16 protein-coding genes are annotated in these 16,963 nt (G+C 67.8%); 13 read left to right on the top strand and 3 right to left on the bottom strand.

The genetic code is table 11. The features are described 5' to 3' along the window. The first annotated feature begins 90 nt into the window (after window positions 1-90). Window positions 91-1,107 (top strand): 4-hydroxythreonine-4-phosphate dehydrogenase PdxA, encoded by a 1,017-nt coding sequence (gene pdxA / locus Pla123a_RS08175; protein WP_146585726.1) that lies wholly within the window; start codon window positions 91-93, stop codon window positions 1,105-1,107. A 152-nt stretch (window positions 1,108-1,259) separates the two neighbouring features. Then, window positions 1,260-1,907 carry a histidine phosphatase family protein gene (locus Pla123a_RS08180; protein ID WP_146585728.1) on the top strand — a complete coding sequence of 216 codons (648 nt, stop codon included), beginning with the start codon at window positions 1,260-1,262 and terminating at the stop codon, window positions 1,905-1,907. Here the strand turns inward: Pla123a_RS08180 and Pla123a_RS08185 are convergent. Further along, complete coding sequence (locus tag Pla123a_RS08185) at window positions 1,882-2,946, bottom strand: hypothetical protein (protein WP_146585730.1); 1,065 nt, start codon at window positions 2,944-2,946, stop codon at window positions 1,882-1,884. The two genes, Pla123a_RS08180 and Pla123a_RS08185, sit on opposite strands and share 26 nt — an antisense overlap. A 367-nt stretch (window positions 2,947-3,313) precedes the next feature. Here Pla123a_RS08185 and Pla123a_RS08190 point away from each other — a divergent pair, with 367 nt between their 5' ends. The 5 genes from Pla123a_RS08190 to Pla123a_RS08210 all read left to right on the top strand — a co-directional run bounded on the left by Pla123a_RS08190 (window position 3,314) and on the right by Pla123a_RS08210 (window position 8,787). Continuing rightward, complete coding sequence (locus Pla123a_RS08190) at window positions 3,314-4,516, top strand: hypothetical protein (RefSeq protein ID WP_197527789.1); 1,203 nt, start codon at window positions 3,314-3,316, stop codon at window positions 4,514-4,516. Window positions 4,517-4,834: 318 nt separating this feature from the next. Next, the gene (locus Pla123a_RS08195) at window positions 4,835-5,398 is read left to right on the top strand and encodes a hypothetical protein (protein WP_146585732.1); all 564 of its coding nucleotides are present in this window, start codon (window positions 4,835-4,837) and stop codon (window positions 5,396-5,398) included. Next, complete coding sequence (locus Pla123a_RS08200; RefSeq protein ID WP_146585734.1) at window positions 5,395-6,504, top strand: DUF11 domain-containing protein; 1,110 nt, start codon at window positions 5,395-5,397, stop codon at window positions 6,502-6,504. Before Pla123a_RS08195 ends, Pla123a_RS08200 begins: the two co-directional genes overlap by 4 nt. Window positions 6,505-6,648: 144 nt before the next feature. Next, complete coding sequence (locus Pla123a_RS08205) at window positions 6,649-7,602, top strand: DMT family transporter (RefSeq protein ID WP_146585736.1); 954 nt, start codon at window positions 6,649-6,651, stop codon at window positions 7,600-7,602. Window positions 7,603-7,677: 75 nt separating this feature from the next. Next, window positions 7,678-8,787 carry a pyridoxal phosphate-dependent aminotransferase gene (locus Pla123a_RS08210; RefSeq protein WP_146585738.1) on the top strand — a complete coding sequence of 370 codons (1,110 nt, stop codon included), beginning with the start codon at window positions 7,678-7,680 and terminating at the stop codon, window positions 8,785-8,787. A 71-nt stretch (window positions 8,788-8,858) separates the two neighbouring features. Here Pla123a_RS08210 and Pla123a_RS08215 read toward each other — a convergent pair whose 3' ends face one another. Beyond that, window positions 8,859-9,077, bottom strand: coding sequence for a hypothetical protein (locus tag Pla123a_RS08215; RefSeq protein WP_146585740.1), 219 nt, complete (start codon window positions 9,075-9,077; stop codon window positions 8,859-8,861). Between the two features lie 411 nt (window positions 9,078-9,488). Here Pla123a_RS08215 and Pla123a_RS08220 point away from each other — a divergent pair, with 411 nt between their 5' ends. From Pla123a_RS08220 to Pla123a_RS08245, 6 genes are all read left to right on the top strand, one after another. Then, the gene (locus Pla123a_RS08220) at window positions 9,489-10,007 is read left to right on the top strand and encodes a hypothetical protein (protein WP_146585742.1); all 519 of its coding nucleotides are present in this window, start codon (window positions 9,489-9,491) and stop codon (window positions 10,005-10,007) included. 69 nt (window positions 10,008-10,076) lie between these two features. Next, window positions 10,077-10,364 (top strand): hypothetical protein, encoded by a 288-nt coding sequence (locus Pla123a_RS08225; RefSeq protein WP_146585744.1) that lies wholly within the window; start codon window positions 10,077-10,079, stop codon window positions 10,362-10,364. A gap of 135 nt (window positions 10,365-10,499) precedes the next feature. Next, entirely contained in the window at window positions 10,500-11,636 is a 1,137-nt protein-coding gene (locus Pla123a_RS08230; protein WP_146585746.1) for an endo-1,4-beta-xylanase, read from the top strand. A 100-nt stretch (window positions 11,637-11,736) separates the two neighbouring features. Further along, window positions 11,737-12,204, top strand: coding sequence for a zinc-ribbon domain containing protein (locus tag Pla123a_RS08235; RefSeq protein ID WP_146585748.1), 468 nt, complete (start codon window positions 11,737-11,739; stop codon window positions 12,202-12,204). Between the two features lie 150 nt (window positions 12,205-12,354). After that, window positions 12,355-13,608 (top strand): putative DNA modification/repair radical SAM protein, encoded by a 1,254-nt coding sequence (locus tag Pla123a_RS08240; RefSeq protein ID WP_146585750.1) that lies wholly within the window; start codon window positions 12,355-12,357, stop codon window positions 13,606-13,608. Further along, window positions 13,608-15,023 (top strand): UdgX family uracil-DNA binding protein, encoded by a 1,416-nt coding sequence (locus Pla123a_RS08245; protein WP_146585752.1) that lies wholly within the window; start codon window positions 13,608-13,610, stop codon window positions 15,021-15,023. The genes Pla123a_RS08240 and Pla123a_RS08245 overlap by 1 nt, the downstream gene beginning before the upstream one ends. Here Pla123a_RS08245 and Pla123a_RS08250 read toward each other — a convergent pair. Continuing rightward, window positions 15,002-16,312 (bottom strand): NCS2 family permease, encoded by a 1,311-nt coding sequence (locus Pla123a_RS08250; RefSeq protein WP_197527790.1) that lies wholly within the window; start codon window positions 16,310-16,312, stop codon window positions 15,002-15,004. The two genes, Pla123a_RS08245 and Pla123a_RS08250, sit on opposite strands and share 22 nt — an antisense overlap. Window positions 16,313-16,963: the final 651 nt, after the last annotated feature.

Genomic DNA, 16,963 nt, shown 5'->3' on the forward strand with positions numbered 1-16,963 from the left:
CCCGGCGCGGGTCGCCCAGGGGGCGGTCGGCGACTAGAATCGGGCTCTTTTGCGAACCTCACCCCTCATTATTTCCCCCTGTCGGCCGATATGCCCCCGCTTTCCTCGCAATTCCCCCGCGTCCTGATCACCATGGGTGACCCCAGCGGGGTCGGGCCGGAGGTGGCCGCCGGCGCGTGGGCCGACCCGCGGCTACACGCGGCTTGCCGGCCGGTGGTCATCGGGCGGCCAGAGCAGTTTGAGCGGGGACTGGAACTCCGCTCTACCACGGCTCGGGTGATCGCGGCGGACCGGTGTTCCGACGAGCTGTTCGACCAGGCGAGCCCTGAAGTCATGCCGTGCGTGGCGGTCGGCCAGGCGTCGACCACGCCGGGCGAGGCGGCTTTCCTGGCGATCGAGCAGGCGGCCCGCCTGGCCCTGGCGGGCGAGATCGACGCCATGGTTACAGGACCGATCAGCAAGGCGGCCCTGCAGGCGGCCGGGCACGACTACCCGGGGCACACCGAGCTGCTGGCCGACCTGTGCGGCGTCGAAGACTTCGCGATGATGCTGTACCTGCCGCCGCGGTGCGTGCCGCACTGCGAGCACGGCCTGGCCGTGGTCCACACGACGCTGCACACGTCGCTGCGGAGTGTGTTCGACCTGCTGTCGACCGATGCGATCGCCGCCAAGTGCCGGCTGGCCGACCGGGCGATGCGGGCGTTCGGCTGCAATCGCCCGCGTGTGGGCGTGGCGGCGCTCAACCCGCACGCGGGGGAGGGCGGTTTGTTCGGCGACGAGGAAGCGACGCTCATTGCACCCGCGGTGGCGATCGCCCAGGGCGAGGGCATCCACGCCAGCGGCCCGCACTCGACTGACACCCTGATGGTCCGCGCCCGAGACGGCGAGTTTGACGCCGTCGTGGCGATGTACCACGATCAGGGTCACATTGCACTAAAGCTGCTCGGCATGCACCAGGCGGTCAACGTGACGCTCGGGCTGCCGATTATCCGCACGTCGGTAGCCCACGGCACCGCGCCCGACATCGCCTGGCAGGGGGTCGCCGAGACCAGTGGCCTGCTAGCCGCCGTCGAGACCGCCGCCGACCTGGCGCGGCGCCACGATTAATGTTGCCGTTAGTCGTTGCCACTACTCGCCGATAGTACTTCCTGCCAAGTTGCCTTAGCCCACGCCGCCAGGGGTGGGACCGTGCACCGAGATTCAGTCCCACCCCTGGCGGGGTGGGCTGCTTTGAATCAGACGCTTACAAGCAGATCAGTATGCCTTCTGTGATTGAGTTCCCCGCCGCCGACACGACGCTGGTCTACCTGCTGCGGCACGGCGCCACGCCGCACAACATGATGAAGCCGCCGCGGCTGCAGGGGTCGGCGGTCAACGAGTCGCTTACCGACCTCGGGCGGGAGCAGGCGGCGCGGGCCGCGCAGGCTTTGGCCGAGCGGCCGATCGCCGCGGTCTACAGCAGCCCGCTGAAACGAGCCCACGAGACCGCACAGATTGTCGCCGGGCCGCACGGCCACGAGGCGCAGCCCGACGCGGCGTTTGAGGAGGTGCACGTCGGCCGCTGGGAGAACCAAACCTGGGCAGAGATCCAGGCCGAGGACGCCGAGGCGTACGCCCTGTACCGCGAAAACCCCCACCTGCACGGCTACCCCGGCGGCGAGACCGGACAGCAGCTGCTCGACCGCGTCACGGCCGGCATGCACGCGGTGGTCGAGCGGCACCACGGCGCCGAGATCGTCGTGGTCGCGCACAGCGTCGTGAACCGGTTGTTCCTCGGCGGGCTGCTGGGCGTGCCGCCGAAGGACTCGCACTGGACGCCGACCTCCAACTGCGGGGTCAGCACGGTCCGGTTCAAGGAGGGCAAGGCCAAGGTGCTGACGCTCAACGCGACCGCGCACCTGATGTAGGATTGCTCGCCTGGGCGACGGCGACCTCGCGGCGGTGACGCAGCATCGCGAGCCGCTCGCTGGTCCGGTCCATCCAGTCGACGCCGTGCGGCGCCGCGTACTCGAACACCTCGGGGTCGAAATCCGCCTGGAAGTTGGGTTCCTTGAGGTCGAGCCTCAGCAGCGGCTGGTCGCTGGTGTAGAGGTAACGCTGGTCCGGCGAGACGCCCGCCGCGCTCAGCCGGTCCGTCCCGCCGCGGTACTCGATGCGGCGGGGGAACAGGTCCGAAGCGCCCAGCGCGATCAGCACGTGGTGCGGCATCCGGGCCGGGGGCGTGCCGGGGGTCGGGGTGCCGGATGCGGCGTCGCCGAGCAGTTCTGCCAGGCGGTCTTCCTTCCAGTAGCCGACCATCGCGTAGACCGGCACGTTCTTCCACAGCACCATTTTGCGGGGCAGCTCGAAGCGGAAGTTGGCGTCGAGCGACTTGAGCAGCATCGGCAGCCCACCCAGCCCGGCCCACAGGTTCGGGTCGAGGGAGTCGACGGCGGCCTCGCCTGGTTTGACCTGCTCGGTCTGCGGGTCGGCGAGCTCCTTGCGGAGCCGCCGCAGGTCGACGCGCCAGACATGGCGGAGCTGAACGTCGTTGGCCTCGCCCCAGGCGAGGTCGGTCCACAGCCACTTGCCGTTGCTGACCTGCCACAGCCGGACCGGCTCGTCGGTGACGCGGCCCACGAGCCGCAGCGAGAACCGCCGGCCCTGGCCCTGGCCCTGCTGCAGGTAGCCGCCGGTCGACTCGATGGTGCGGCCCTCGATGAACCCGGTCTGCGACGCCTTGGCGGCGATGGAGGTCTGCCGCTCGAGCGCGGTGAGCGCCTGCTTGAGGTAGGCGTTGCCCTCGGCGCCAGCCGGGCCGTCCGCCAGCGCGGGGGCAGTCGGCAGGGGGTCGTCTGCCTTGCCGGCGGTGAGCATCTCGTGCGCGACAGGCCCGGCGTAGTAGACCGCGAAGCCCAACGCCACGAGCAGCACGGCGTTTGTTAGTTTGCGCAGGGTGGTCTTCATATGACGGTTTTAGCGGTTTTGCCAAAGAATCGTCTTCTGCGGGGCCGACTCTTATCCCAGCAGAGAGTCTCGTCCTTGGGACGGGAGGTCTCTGCGCCGCGGAAGCCTTGGGCACCGCGGATCGTAGCGGGCCCCGGCCGGCCGAGTCCACCGCACTTTAGCGGTGCTGGCGCCGATCGGGACCGAACCTAACGACGCAGTACATAGGGACTTCGGGCTGCGCGCCCGACCGGCCGCCGAGACTTTGCTCGGAGGCTCAAGCCCATTCAGAGGGGGGAAACCGATGCGCGTATCGACCATGTTATTGAGCACGCTGGCAGCGGCCGGCCTAGCCGTGACGGGTTGCACCTGTGGCCCCGGCGGCTGCATGCAACCCGCCTACAACGCCCCTCCGGCGCAGCAGATGATGCACCCGGGCCCCGGCGTTGGTGGCCCCGGACCGGGCGTGCTGCCCGTCGGCGGACAGATGACCATGGGTGGCGGACCCGGTATGGGGATGGGGCCCGCGTTCGGACCCGGCGGGTCGTCTGCTGGCGGAATCAATCAGTGCTCGGCCACCGGCATCGAGCAGGTCCAGTACTGCGCCGCCGGCGCCGGCGGCGGCATGATGATGCCCGCCGCGTCGCAGATCGCCTTTGTTGGCGAGGACGGCCTGCAGGTTTCTTGGGACGTCAGCGGCGGCGGCCTGTTTGACTCGTCGCCGTTGGTGGTTCCTGCCCGTCAGGACTTCCGCCAGGGCGCGATCTACCGCCTGAAGCTGACCAACATCCCGGGCCGCGAGGCGGTCTCGCTGTACCCGACCCTCGAGGTCGCCCCGGTCACCCCGCGGACGGACGCCTACCTGGCGCACGCCCCGATCCCGGTGCAGTTCACCGAGGAAGACTTCGACCAGGTGATCAGCGGCAACTTTGTTACCAAGGTGATCTACCTGCCGGACCCCGAGTTCCAAGAGCTCGCCCTGGCCGGCGTCGAGACGCTCGTCAGCACGCGGCTTGACCCGGGCTGCGACCCGGTGGCCGAGGCCGACCGCCGCGGCTCGATCCTGGCGATCGTCCGGATTGGTAACAAGGACCTCGAGAGCTCCAGCAACTACATGGGCGGAGTCACCCCGGCCGACTACGAGGGCTGCGAGAATGGGGCCGCCCCCGGCGTGGCCTCGGGCCCGATGCCGATGGGCATGCCGACCGCCGGCATGGCTCCGGCCGCTCGTCCGCCGCACATGATGATGATGCCCGGCCAGTACGGCATGCCGATCACCGGCACCCCGATTGGCCTGCCCGGTCCTCCGCACATCCCGCTGGGTGTGCCGGCCGGCCTGCAGAAGCACTCGATCCACAACCGGACCCGCGTGCACCTGCCGCCGCCGACGCAGGAGATGAACATCACCGTCAAGCAGCGTCCCGGCATCAACTACCCGGCGCCTGTCAGCAGCGTGATGGTCGACGAGACCAACCGCGCTCCGCTGAAGTGCTTCGGCGGCACGGTGCCGTGCCCCATCCAGCAGATGAGCTGCTCGGGTGAGGACGGCTGCCAGTGCGAGACCTGCCAGGGCTACTGCGGCGGCGAGTAGTCAACCGATCGACCGCCGGGCGCCCACTCTGGGGCGCCCGGCGATCTTGTTGAGTCTGAGAGAAACTACCAAGCGAATCACTTCGAAACGTATCCCATGACAACGGTCCGCCAACTCAGAACTTCCTCCACTTGGGGGACGCACGCCGCGGGCAAACTGGCGATGGCCGTGATGGTTCTGTTGGCGTCAGGATCGCCTCTCCTGGCCCAGCGACCAGACCAGCCTCGACACTGGCTTCACGCCGGTGTCATGCCTCCGGGAGCGATTGGCGCCCAGCGGCTTCTGAGGGGCGGACCGTTGTCCGGGTACGTTCAACCAGTGAGGGTGTTCGCCTCCGAGGGGGTGACCATCACGGCCGCCTCGCACGAGGGCTACGCCCAGGGCGGTCCGAAAGGCCTGCTCGCCGGCCTGCAGGTCGGCGGCGTCTACGCGTTTTCGATTTCGAACGTGCCCAACATGCCCGAGGCCGAGGTCTACGCCACGGTCGAGGTCATCGACCGGCTGCACCCGCCGTGCGGCAAGGAGCTGCGGTTCCCGGTGCCGGTCGAGCTGACCGACGAGGAGCTCCGCCTGGCGGCCAACGCGTCGTTCGTGACCCGGGTCATCTACGTCGAGGACCCCCGCATGGCCCTGCCGGTCGCCGAGGAGACCTTCTCCAAGAACGGCGGGCAGCAGTGGTTCGAAGCCCGCCCGGGCGACGACCCGCTGGTCACCGCGGACATCCTTGGCCGGCCGATCGCGATCCTACGGATCGGCAGCCGCAAGCCCGCGCTGCCGACCCTGCCGATGCAGTTCTACGAGCACCACGAGACCCCCACCGCCGACAGCGACGTCCTGCAGACGAGCGCCACCGCGCCGGCCGAACCCGCGGAGTCCCGATGAGCACCATCTTGCCAGTCTGGTTCCGCGGCGTGCTGATCGCCATCGCGACCATCATCATGTGCTCGTGCAGCGCGCCCGCGCAGTCTCAAGAGATCTACCCTCAGGAGATGGCGCCGTCGACTGTGCACCCGCACGACTGCCCCGCCTGCCAGAGCGGGACCTGCGTCCCCCAGGGGGGCTGCCAGGCGTGCGGCATCCCCGGGCCGTGCGACGAGTACCTGTGCGACGGCGGCGACTACTACGCCCCCGCCGGCGTGACCGAGGACTGGCGCATCGACGGCCTTGAGCAGGAAGACACCATTGCCCACTTCGACACGCTCGACGGGCAGGTCCTGGTGCAGCCGAGCAACCGGGTCTGCATCTACGCCCCGCGTTTCGGCGCGGTGCGGCGGGTGGTGACCCTCGCCGAGCAGAACCAACGCAACTTTGTCGGCGTGATGGAGGACGACGCCTCGCTCGGCCTGGCCGAGAAGACCCGCAAGGCGACCACCACGCTGCAGAACCTGCAGCCGGTCGCCAAGGTCGGCGATCAGCCGCCCAGCCTGCTCCGCGAGCGGCAGCAGGCCGGCGAGATGGAGGCCCGCGTCGTGGTGCGTGAGCTCAAGAACATGATCAAGCCGTACTGCGACCTGCAAGTCGTGCGGCTGGGCGTGATGGACAACGCGGAGAAGCCGTGGCTGGCGAACGCCGCGCTGTCGGCCCTCACCTACACCGGCGACCAGGAGGTGCAGGTCACGATCGAGAAGAAGGCCGCCTCGGCGTTGGTCGGCGGACTGCAGCCGGGCGTAGTCTACAACGTGCCAGGCGGCAAGCCGTGCCTGCGGCTGATCAAGCTGGCGTCGACCCGCGACGCGCTGCCGGGCGAGGAGATCGAGTTCACGCTCCGCTTCGACAACCTCGGCAGCGAGGCGATCGGCAACGTGACGATCGTCGACAACCTGTCGACCCGCCTGGAGTACGTGCCCGAATCGGCCGAGGCGAGCGTCGAGGCCGACTTCTCGACCACCGACAACAGCGGCGGCTCGCTGGTGCTGCGGTGGGAGCTGAAGGAGCCCCTCGAGCCCCAGAAGGGCGGCGTGCTGCAGTTCAAGGTCAAGGTCCGCTAGGCGGCGAACCTCTGGGCGGTCCGTCCGGTCACTACGGCGACCGGCCGCGCTGCGCCCCTTCGGGTGCGTGCAGGCCGGGTTCCCCCGCCGCGACCGCCGCAGGTACAATGGCGGGCCCCCGTCCCGCCTCCCCACGTTGCCCGGATGCCCTACCTCATATTCGGCCTGATCGCGCTGGTGTTCGGCTCGAACTTCATACTGATGAAGCTGGCGTCGTCGGCGTTCAGCCCGGCCGCGATCGGCTCCGCCCGGCTGCTCGGCGGCGCGGTGATGCTGGCGATCATCTGGCTGCTGGTGTCCAAACGCGAACGGCTCACCAGGCGGCAGCTCGTCACCGCGGCGGTCATCGGCCTGGTCGCCAACGCCTACCCGTACGCGATGCAGCCCGGCCTGATCTCGCTCGGCGTCGAGCACAGCTTCCTCGGCATGATGGTCGCCTTCACGCCGATGTCCATCATGCTGTTCTCGATCCCGGTGCTCGGCGTCTGGCCGAGCGCCCGGCAGCTGATCGGCGTGGTCGGCGGCTTCGTGTTCCTCAGCGTGCTGATGCTCGACGGGCACTTCCGCGGCTACTCGTTCGGCTTGCTCGCGCTGGCGATCTCGGTGCCGCTCAGCTACGGGCTGGCCAACGCCTACCTCAAGAAGAAGCTGCACAAGGCGCCGCCGCTGCCCGCCACGGCCGCCATGCTTGCCGCGTCGGGCGTGGTGCTGCTGCCGCTGGTCGCGGCCGGGCCAACGATCGGCCTGGCCGGCCCCGCCGAGCCGACCGACTACCCGCGGGCCATCGCGGCGCTCGCCATGCTCGGCCCGGTCGGCACCGGGCTGATGATGTGGCTGTGGGTGCGGCTGGTGAACACGCAGGGCCCGCTGTTCGCCGGCATGGTGACCTACGTCGTGCCGCTGGTGGCGATGATGTGGGGCGCCTTTGACGGCGAGCGGATCACTGTCAGCCAGCTGGTCTCGATCGCCGGCGTGCTCTCGATGGTCGCCCTGGTGCAGTACCGGGCCGCGGCCAAACCGGCAGGCGACCATGCCCCGACGGAGCCCGCACCTTCCGCGTGCGAGCGGGAGCTTGCGTGCGCCGACGCGTCGCGGTAGGAATGTGGCGGTCCCACCCCTGGCGGGGTGGGCTGACCACCAGTTACTAGTCACCAGCCTCTCGCTTCCAACCGCATGCATCCCTGGCTCGCGAAACGCACCGAACTGTTCGACAGCTCTGGCATCCGCAAGGTGTTCGACCTGGCGGCGAAGCTCGAGAACCCGATCAACCTGTCGATCGGCCAGCCCGACTTTCCCGCGCCCGACAGCGTCAAGCAGGCCGCGATCGACGCCATCAACGGCGACAAGAACGGCTACAGCCTGACCCAGGGCATTGCGCCGCTGCGCGAGGCGCTGGAGTCCCAGGTCCGCGACGAGTTCGGCCAGCCCCAGCGCAAGCTGATTGTCACCTCGGGCACCAGCGGCGCGCTGTCGCTTGCGCTGCTCTCGCTGGTCGACCCGGGCGACGAGGTGATCGGCTTCGACCCCTACTTCGTGATGTACCCGGCTCTGACCGGCATGTCGGGCGGCACGTTCGTGCCGATCGACACCTACCCCGACTTCCGCATCGACCTCGCGAAGGTCGAGGCCGCCATCACCGACCGCACCAAGCTGATCCTGCTCAACTCGCCGAGCAACCCCTCCGGCGTGGTCGCCACGGAGGCCGAGGTCCGCGGCCTGGCCGAGCTGGCCGCCAAGCACGACGTCGCGCTGCTGTCCGACGAGATCTACCGCCCCTTCTGCTACGACGCGCCGCTGGTGAGCCCCGCCCGGTTCAACGACCAGACGCTCGTCGTCGACGCGTTCAGCAAGTCGCACGCGCTGACCGGCTGGCGGGTCGGCTGGGCGCACGGGCCGGCGCCGATCATCGAGAAGATGACGATGCTGCAGCAGTACACGTTTGTCTGTGCCCCGCACCCGCTGCAGTGGGGCGCTCTGGAAGCGATGAACGTCAGCATCCAGCCGTACGCCGACAAGTACCGCGAACGCCGCGACCATTTGGTCGCCGGCCTCCGCGACGCCGGCTACACGGTCCCCCAGCCGGGCGGGGCGTTCTACGCCTTCCCCCAGGTCCCGGCCGGCTACGCCAACGCCACCGAGTTCGTCGCGCAGGCGATCGAGCGTGAGCTGCTGATCATCCCGGGCAACATCTTCAGCAAGCACGACTCGCACTTCCGCATCAGCTACGCCGCCAGCATGGAGACCATCGACCGCGGCCTCGCGGTGCTGCACGAGCTGGTCTAGGCCCTTCGTATATGAACCACGAAGGCACCAAGCCACAAAGTAATCGCACGGACACCTACCAGATGAAATCGCTAGCGGTTCGTGCATGTTCGGGTAGTCACCTCGGTTTCATTCTGTTTTCCGGAAGCCAGCAAGGCGGACACTGCATATTCCAAGTACTCCCTACCGAATCTGATGCCTTTGGTGATCCGTCGTTCCAGTTCTTGGAGCAATTTGGTTTTCGAATCGCTGGTGAGCATCAGTGGCAGCGCGTAGGCGATAGGATTGAGGTTAAGCTTGCGGGAGGTCATTCGGCTATTGTCAAACTCAACGCGGGTAAGCTGGAGTTCTCCACGGGAGATGTGTTCGAAGTAGTTCCGTGCAGTGCGAGCGATGAGGGAGCGTCCCTCGCTGAATCCTCTGACTAATGGGTGGACCGGCGATCGTGAACTACTTAGCGCGATTGTCACCTTCGTGTCTTTGTGTCTTTGTGGTTCACCTCCTTCGTATAGCGCTTCATCAACCTGCCTTCCTGAAGTGAGTGGCAATCACTGGGTAGGCGCCAGTTCTACTCTGCATTGATCGCTCGCGATCTGCATCGCGATTCTACCGACGCCGTCACTGCTAGCTGCGACATTTCGCCTTGCGCCCTCGACGCGACGGCGCCGAAGTAGTATTGGACACCCAAGACTACCTCCCTCGTCGCCTGAGAGACCGCATCCATGCAGCGTCGTGAGTTTATTGGTCGAGTCGTTCTCGGAAGCTGGTGCGGCGTGGGCGTCGCCTCGTCCACCGGCTGCGGGACCATTTTCCATCAGGACCGGGTCCACCAACCCCACTCCAACCAGCTCGACTGGAAGATCGTCGCCGCGGACGCCCTCGGGCTGATCTTGTTCTTCGTGCCGGGCGTGATCGCGTTCGCCGTCGACTTCTACACCGGCGCGATCTACCTGCCGTACGCGGCGTACGGCGCCGCGCCTGTCTGCCCACCGGTGGTCACTCCCCAATGCGTTAGCTCGTTCGAGACCCTCGAGCTGCCGCCGGGCGTGATCTCGCAGCGGTCGGTCGAAGAGGCGGTCGCCGCGCGCACGGGCAAGGCCATCTCGCTGTCGGACGCCAACACCCGGGCTGGTCGCCTGGAGAGCATCGACCAGTTCACCGTCGTCCACCAGCGGCTGCAGGGCGAGCCCGACTACGGCGTCCCCAGCGGCGAACTGCTCCGCCGGCTGCCGCCTGTCTGACGCGGCGCACCATCGACAATGGTACGATGGCGGGTGCTCGTCGCCTGTTAGAACTCTGTCGATTGAACGATGCTGAAGAAGACCGCCGCGTCGATTTGTGTTCTCCTGCTCGCTGGGGCTGGCTACTACTTTGCCTCCCGGGCGTGGTATGTCGGGCGAGCGAGAGCCGCCTTCCCTGAGCTGCCCATCGATTCTCACTGCTATTTCCTCCCCTGGCCGATGGGACCCGAGGTGATCGGGCAACTGGCGGTGGACGACCCACGCTACGTGTACCGAGAGACCGTCGTCCGAGAATCCCGCGGGCTGCTCCTCAGCATCGCGGATTCGAGCGGTCACTTCATTATCCGGCCCGAGTAGCTCCCCCTTCGTGCCTTCGTGTCTTTGTGATTCTCTTAATCGGACCACCTGAATCGGCGTTCGGTTTCGGCTAAGATGATGGGTTCCTGGCAGCCGCGTGAATCTCGCTCCTTCGATCCGTACAGGCCGATACCGATGACTACCCTCTTTGCCGGGCGCCGCTGCGCCGCTTTGCTGCTCTGTTTGCTGCTCTGTTTGCTGTCGCTCACGACCTCTGCCAACGCCGGCGAGCGGTGGACGAAGGAGCGGGCCAACGACTGGTACGCCAAGACCGGCTGGCTGGTTGGCTGCAACTTCAACCCCAGCACGGCGATGAACCAGCTGGAGATGTGGCAGGCCGACACCTTTGACCCGGAGACTATCGACCGCGAACTCGGCTGGGCCGAGGGGCTCGGCTTCAACTCGGTGCGGGTCTACCTGCACGACCTCTGCTGGGCCGAGGACAGCGAGGGCTTCTGCCAGCGGATCGACAAGTTCCTCGAGATCGCCGACAGCCACGGCATCGGCGTGATGTTCGTTCCGCTCGACGGCGTGTGGGACCCGTTCCCGCAGGCGGGCAAGCAGCGCGAGCCGAAGCCGCACACGCACAACTCCGGCTGGGTGCAGAGCCCCGGCGCCGAGATCCTCCGCGACCCCGCCCGGCACGACGAGCTGCAGCCGTACATCGTCGGCCTGCTGACCCGCTTCAAGGACGACAAGCGTATTCACGCGTGGGACCTGTTCAACGAACCGGACAACCCCAACGAGAGCGCCTACGGCAAAGTCGAGCTGAAGAATAAGGGTGAGATGGCGATGCTGCTCCTGCGGAAGGCGTTCGCGTGGGCCCGCGAAGTCGACCCGAGCCAGCCGCTCACCTCCGCCATGTGGTACGACGACTGGGCCGATCACGACGCGATGAAGGAGATGGACCGGTTTATGACCGAGCACTCCGACATTATCACGTTCCACTGCTACGACGATGCGGCGACCTTCGCTCAAAAGGTCGAGCGGCTGAAGCGGTACGGCCGCCCCATGCTCTGCACCGAGTACATGGCACGCCCGCGAGAGAGCACCTTCGAGCAGATCCTGCCGATCTGCAAGCGGGAGAACGTCGGCGCGTACAACTGGGGCTTCGTCGACGGCCGCAGCCAGACGATCTACCCGTGGGACTCGTGGAACCGCGATTACACGGCCGAGCCCGAGCTCTGGTTCCACGACATCTTCCGCCGCGACGGCACGCCGTACCGCCAGGGCGAGGTCGAGCTGATCCGCAAGCTGACCGGCGCGGAGTAGTCGGGCCGGCGGTCCGAACCTGCCCGCGTGGCTCGGGTCTTGCGGGGAGTCATCGCGGCGCCGTGTGGGCGCAGCGGAACTCCCGCAGCGAGCAACCGGCATGCGTCGATCATCCAACAAGGCATTCTCCCGTGACGGCAAGCGGCCGGTCAGCAAGGGCGGCCGCACCAGCAAGCGGCAGCGCCGGCGGGCTATCGTCGCCCGCCGCAAGGCGGAGCGTGACCGGGCGGCCCAGGAAATCGCCGACCGCAAGCACTCGTGGTGCAACCGATTGAACGAGGGCGGCTTGGCCGTCGACCGTGGCCGTTTGGCGCCGGACAACAGCTACGGGGTGCCCAACTTCGTCGCCCGCGGCTACTACCTCAACCTCCCCTTCGCCTGCAAGGACTGCGGGAAGCAGGAGGTATGGAACGCCCGGCAGCAGAAGTGGTGGTACGAGGTCGCCAAGGGGGGCGTCTGGACCACCGCCGTCCGCTGCCGCCCTTGCCGTCGCCAGGAACGAGAGCGGCGCGAAGAAGCCCGGCGGGTACACCTTGATGGGTTGGCTCACAAGCGAGCAAACCGCTGATGCCTGGCGAGTCGATCCAACGAATCCAAGCAGTAGAGCCAGCAGCTGATCGCCGTACGACCAGCTGCTAGCCATCACCGCAATCGCTCTAGACGGATTCTCGCGTGACGATACATTTGTATAGTATCGGTACTGCAGGAGAACTACCGGATGGACGTAGCGCACAAGCTGACAATCCTCGCCGACGCGGCCAAGTACGACGCGTCGTGCGCCAGCAGCGGATCGAAGTCGACCCGCGAGGGGAGCCGCCTCGGCAGCACCGAGGGGACCGGCATCTGCCACAGCTACACGCCCGACGGGCGGTGCGTGTCGCTGCTCAAGATCCTGCTGACCAACTACTGCATCTTCGACTGCAAGTACTGCATCAACCGAGTGTCGAGCGACGTGCCGCGGGCCCGCTTCTCGGTCGACGAGGTGGTGCGGCTGACGCTGCGGTTCTACCAGCGGAACTACATCGAGGGCCTGTTCCTCAGCTCCGGCGTGCTGCAGTCGCCCGACCACACGATGGAGATGCTGGTCGAGGTCGCCCGCAAGCTCCGCGAAGAACACAAGTTCGGCGGCTACATCCACTTGAAGGGGATCGCCGGGGCGTCGGAAGACCTGATCGCCAAGGCGGGCGAGTTCGCCGACCGCGTGAGCGTCAACATCGAGCTGCCGACCAGCCGCGACCTGGGCGAGCTGGCGCCGGAGAAGAAGCCCGAGCAGATCGACGGCGCCATGGCGACCCTCCGCTCGCGCATCGACGAGACCAAGGACGCGCAGCGCTCGGGCCTGCGGCCGCCGCGGTTCGCGCCGGCGGGGCAGAGCACCCAGATGATCATCGGCGCCACGCCGACGCCCGACCGCGAGGTGCTGCGTACGGCGTCGTCGCTCTACCAGCAGCGGCGGCTGCGGCGGGTTTACTACTCGGCGTTCAGCCCGATCCCGGACCACGACGAGCGGCTCGCCCCCAGCCGTCCGCCACTGGTCCGCGAGCACCGGCTGTACCAGGCCGACTGGCTGATGCGTTTTTACGGGTTTCATGTGTCGGAGCTCGTGACCGAGGATGACGGCAATCTTTCGCTCAAGGTCGACCCGAAGCTCGCCTGGGCGCTCGCGCACCGCGAGCGTTTCCCGGTCGACGTCAACCGCGCCGACCGCGAGCTGCTGCTCCGTGTGCCGGGCCTCGGCGTGCGGAGCGTCAACAAGATCCTCTCGATCCGGCGCCAGCGTCGCCTCCGCAGCGACGACCTGCGCAGGCTTGGCGCCGCCTGGAAGCGGACCGCGCCGTTCGTCACCGCCGGCGACCGCACGCCGGCCCACCGGCTGCTCGACTCGCAGCACCTGATCGACCGGTTCGTGAACCCGGCTCGGCAGCTCTCGTTGTTCGACACGTCGGTCATGGCGGCTACCGGGGAGCTGTGATGTACGTGTTTCCTGTTGCTGGCTTTGCCGAGTGGCGGGACGCGGCCCGTGGCCTGCTGATGGCCGGCGCGACGCCGGGCGAGGTCCGCTTCGAGCCGCCGAGCGAGCAACGCTCGCTGTTCGCCGAAATACCACCGGCGCCGCTGACCAAATCGCGCAAGGTCGTGCGCACGCCGAAAGAGTTCGTGAAGCTGGCCGAGCGGGTGGCGCTGCACGCCGCGCCCCGACGCTTTGACCTGCTCTACCGGTTGCTGTACCGCCTGACCCACGAGTCCTACCAACTGCTCGACGACGCGATCGACCCCGATGTGGCCGAGGCCAATGCCATGCGGGCGGCGGTCAAGCGTGACGCGCACAAGGCCAAGGCGTTTGTCCGTTTTCATGAGGTTCCAAGTCGTTCGGACCGCGAGGCGTTTGTCGCCTGGCACCGTGCCGATCACCAGATCCTGTCGATTGTTGCCCCGTTCTTTTCCCGCCGCTTCCCTTCAATGGACTGGACCGTGTGGACGCCGCACGAGTCGGCCTCGTGGGACGGACACGAGCTCCGCTACGGCCCCGGCGCCGGCCGCGAGCAGGCGCCCGCCGATGATGAACTCATTGGTTTGTGGCAGCAGTACTACGCGGCCGCGTTCAACCCGGCCCGCAAGAACACCAAGGCAATGAAGCGTGAGATGCCGGTGCGGTACTGGCAATCCATGCCCGAGACCCGCCTGCTCCCCGAGCTGCTCGCCGACGCCGACCGCCGCGCCGCCGCGATGGTCGACCGCGGCCGCCGGCTCGCCGTGACCGCCGCCGACTTCCTGCCGGCCGATGCCGATCTTGACTCACTCCGCACAGCCGCCGCCGCTTGCCGAGGCTGCGAGCTGTGCGACATTGGTTCCCGGACCGTGTTCGGCGAAGGCCCCACCGACGCGCGACTGATGCTGGTCGGCGAGCAGCCCGGCGACGAGGAGGACCTCGCCGGCCGCCCGTTCGTGGGCCCGGCCGGCCGCGCGCTCGACGCGGCCCTCGCCGAGGCCGGCGTCGACCGCGCGGGCGTGCACCTCACCAACACCGTCAAGCACTTCTATCATGTCGAACGCGGCAAACGGCGGCTCCACAAAAAGCCCGCCGTGCGGCACGCCAACGCCTGTGCGCCGTGGCTGCGGGCGGAAATCAACCTCGTCCGCCCCGCGGCCATCGTCGCGCTCGGCGCCACAGCCGCCCAGACGCTGGTGCGGCGCGACCTCCGCGTCACCGAGTCACGCGGCCAGTGGTTTGCAACCGCCGCCGGCTTTCCCGTGCTGGTCGCCAACCACCCGTCGGCCGTGCTCCGCGCCCGCGACGAGCGGCACAGCGAAGACCTGCGACGGGGGTTGATTGACGACCTCGCGACCGCGATCCAGTTCGTGTCTCAGCCGGCTAGTACGAAGTAGGCCGCGAACGCCGCGGCGATACCGAACATCAGCAAGTTCAGTTCGGACCAGCGGCCCCTCAGCAGCTTGATCAGCACGTGCGCCAGCACGCCGTAGCCGATGCCGTGCGCGATGGAGAACGTCAGCGGGATGGTAAGCAGCGTCAGGAATGCCGGGATCGCCTCGTCGAGCCGTTCGAAGTCAAGCTCCGCAAGCTGCCGCAGCATCAGAAACCCAACCAGGATCAGCGCCGGTGCGGTGGCCGCCGCCGGCACGACTGCCGCCAGCGGAGCCAGGAACACCGCCAGCAGGAACAGCAGCCCGACGAACACCGCGTGCAGCCCGGTCCGGGCGCCCTCGGCCACGCCGGCGGCCGACTCGATGTAGCTGGTCACCGAGCTCACGCCCAAGAGCCCGCCGATCGATGCGCTCAGCGAGTCGACCGCCAGCAGCCGCCGCGCGGCGGGGATGCGACCCCGCTCGTCGAGCAGGCCGCCTTCTTCGGCCACCGCGGTCGCGGTGCCGAGGGTGTCGAAGAAGTCGACCATCATTACCGCGAACAACAGCGGCACGAGCTCCCACTTCAACGCCCCCAGCACGTCGGCCTGCAACGCCACGCCGAACGACGGCCAGCCCCAGCCGGTCGGCGCGGCCACCTGGCCGGCGGCCGCCGCGATGGCGGTGGTCGCCAGGATGCCCAGCAGCAACGCGCCCTTCACCCGCCAGGCCAGCAGCGCGGCGGTGATCGCCAGCCCGGCCAGCGCGATTGCCGTGGCCGGCTCGCGGACATCGCCCGGCGCGAGCAGCGGCCCGGCCGGCGGCGCCGGGACCCCCTGCACCACGATGCCGGCGTTCGACAGCCCGATCAGCGCGATGAACAACCCGATGCCGGCGCCGATCGCCAGCCGCAGCGACCGCGGGATCGCGTCGAGCACCGCCTCGCGCATTCCGAGCAGCACCAGCGCCAGGATCACCAAACCCTCGACCACCACCAGCCCCATCGCCGCCTGCCAGCTCCCTGCCGCCGCGGCGACGTTGAACGCGATCAGCGCGTTGAGCCCCATCCCGCTGGCGAGCGCAATCGGCGCGTTGGCCACCAGCCCCATCAGCAGGCAGCAAATGCCCGCCGCCAGCGCGGTGCACGCGACCAGCGAGCCCTGCTGCTCCTCGCCGACCGCGGCCGCCAGGATGCCGGCGTTGACCGGCAGGATGTAGGCCATCGTCAGGAACGTGGTCAGGGCGCCACGCGCCTCGACCCCGACGCTGGTCGGGCGGCCGAGGTTGTCGGAGAGCAGGTAGCGGAGCGGCACGGTCGGCCTGTTGGGCTGCGGGTGGTGGGGCGCCTGGTTCTGCGATTTTGTAACCACAAAGCCGCGACGACACAAAGCCCGCCCCAATGGTCCGGTGGGTTTTGTCCGAGTGCATTATGAGTTCCCCGGCCGACCCTCGCTCCGGCGATTCGTTTCCCCCTTGTATAGCAGTGTTTGCGTGACTTGTCGGGCCGGACCGAACGGCGGGGGTAAGTCCGAAATATCGCTCGGAGGGGACAAAACCCCAGGCTGTTCCCCGGCCACGATCTGTTCCTCACTCAACGGCTCGCTGTCGGCCCAAGTTCCGCGCCGCGCAGCACCAACCGTAGCCACCGGCGGAAGCCGGTGGTTTCGGCGTTGCTCTACGAATAGGTTTTCAATGCCGCCGACCCAAAACGGACGGCTTCCGCCGTCAGCTAGGGAGTCCTGGGCATCACCCTATTGGACCGCGCGGGGCGGCGTCTTGCAGCAAAGAAATGGGGAATCTGATGAGAAGAACCAGAACCCGAGAGATGCCGATGTCGTCGCGATGGCTGCCGTCGCAAACCAAACTGAACTGGCGGCGTGTGGTATGCTCACGGGTATCACGTCCTCGGGTGTTTATACGTGGCCGATCCGACCTAGGAATTTGAATGCTGGTTCCAAGGCATG

Origin of the sequence: Posidoniimonas polymericola, from assembly GCF_007859935.1 — a bacterium.
In the GTDB taxonomy this organism is placed as follows: domain Bacteria; phylum Planctomycetota; class Planctomycetia; order Pirellulales; family Lacipirellulaceae; genus Posidoniimonas; species Posidoniimonas polymericola.

Coding starts and splice junctions, on each gene's coding strand:
- pdxA (WP_146585726.1), top strand. CDS start 91: ATGCCCCCGCTTTCCTCGCAATTCCCCCGCGTCCTGATCACCATGGGT.
- Pla123a_RS08180 (WP_146585728.1), top strand. CDS start 1,260: ATGCCTTCTGTGATTGAGTTCCCCGCCGCCGACACGACGCTGGTCTAC.
- Pla123a_RS08185 (WP_146585730.1), bottom strand. CDS start 2,946: ATGAAGACCACCCTGCGCAAACTAACAAACGCCGTGCTGCTCGTGGCG.
- Pla123a_RS08190 (WP_197527789.1), top strand. CDS start 3,314: ATGCAACCCGCCTACAACGCCCCTCCGGCGCAGCAGATGATGCACCCG.
- Pla123a_RS08200 (WP_146585734.1), top strand. CDS start 5,395: ATGAGCACCATCTTGCCAGTCTGGTTCCGCGGCGTGCTGATCGCCATC.
- Pla123a_RS08205 (WP_146585736.1), top strand. CDS start 6,649: ATGCCCTACCTCATATTCGGCCTGATCGCGCTGGTGTTCGGCTCGAAC.
- Pla123a_RS08210 (WP_146585738.1), top strand. CDS start 7,678: ATGCATCCCTGGCTCGCGAAACGCACCGAACTGTTCGACAGCTCTGGC.
- Pla123a_RS08215 (WP_146585740.1), bottom strand. CDS start 9,077: ATGACCTCCCGCAAGCTTAACCTCAATCCTATCGCCTACGCGCTGCCA.
- Pla123a_RS08220 (WP_146585742.1), top strand. CDS start 9,489: ATGCAGCGTCGTGAGTTTATTGGTCGAGTCGTTCTCGGAAGCTGGTGC.
- Pla123a_RS08225 (WP_146585744.1), top strand. CDS start 10,077: ATGCTGAAGAAGACCGCCGCGTCGATTTGTGTTCTCCTGCTCGCTGGG.
- Pla123a_RS08230 (WP_146585746.1), top strand. CDS start 10,500: ATGACTACCCTCTTTGCCGGGCGCCGCTGCGCCGCTTTGCTGCTCTGT.
- Pla123a_RS08235 (WP_146585748.1), top strand. CDS start 11,737: ATGCGTCGATCATCCAACAAGGCATTCTCCCGTGACGGCAAGCGGCCG.
- Pla123a_RS08240 (WP_146585750.1), top strand. CDS start 12,355: ATGGACGTAGCGCACAAGCTGACAATCCTCGCCGACGCGGCCAAGTAC.
- Pla123a_RS08245 (WP_146585752.1), top strand. CDS start 13,608: ATGTACGTGTTTCCTGTTGCTGGCTTTGCCGAGTGGCGGGACGCGGCC.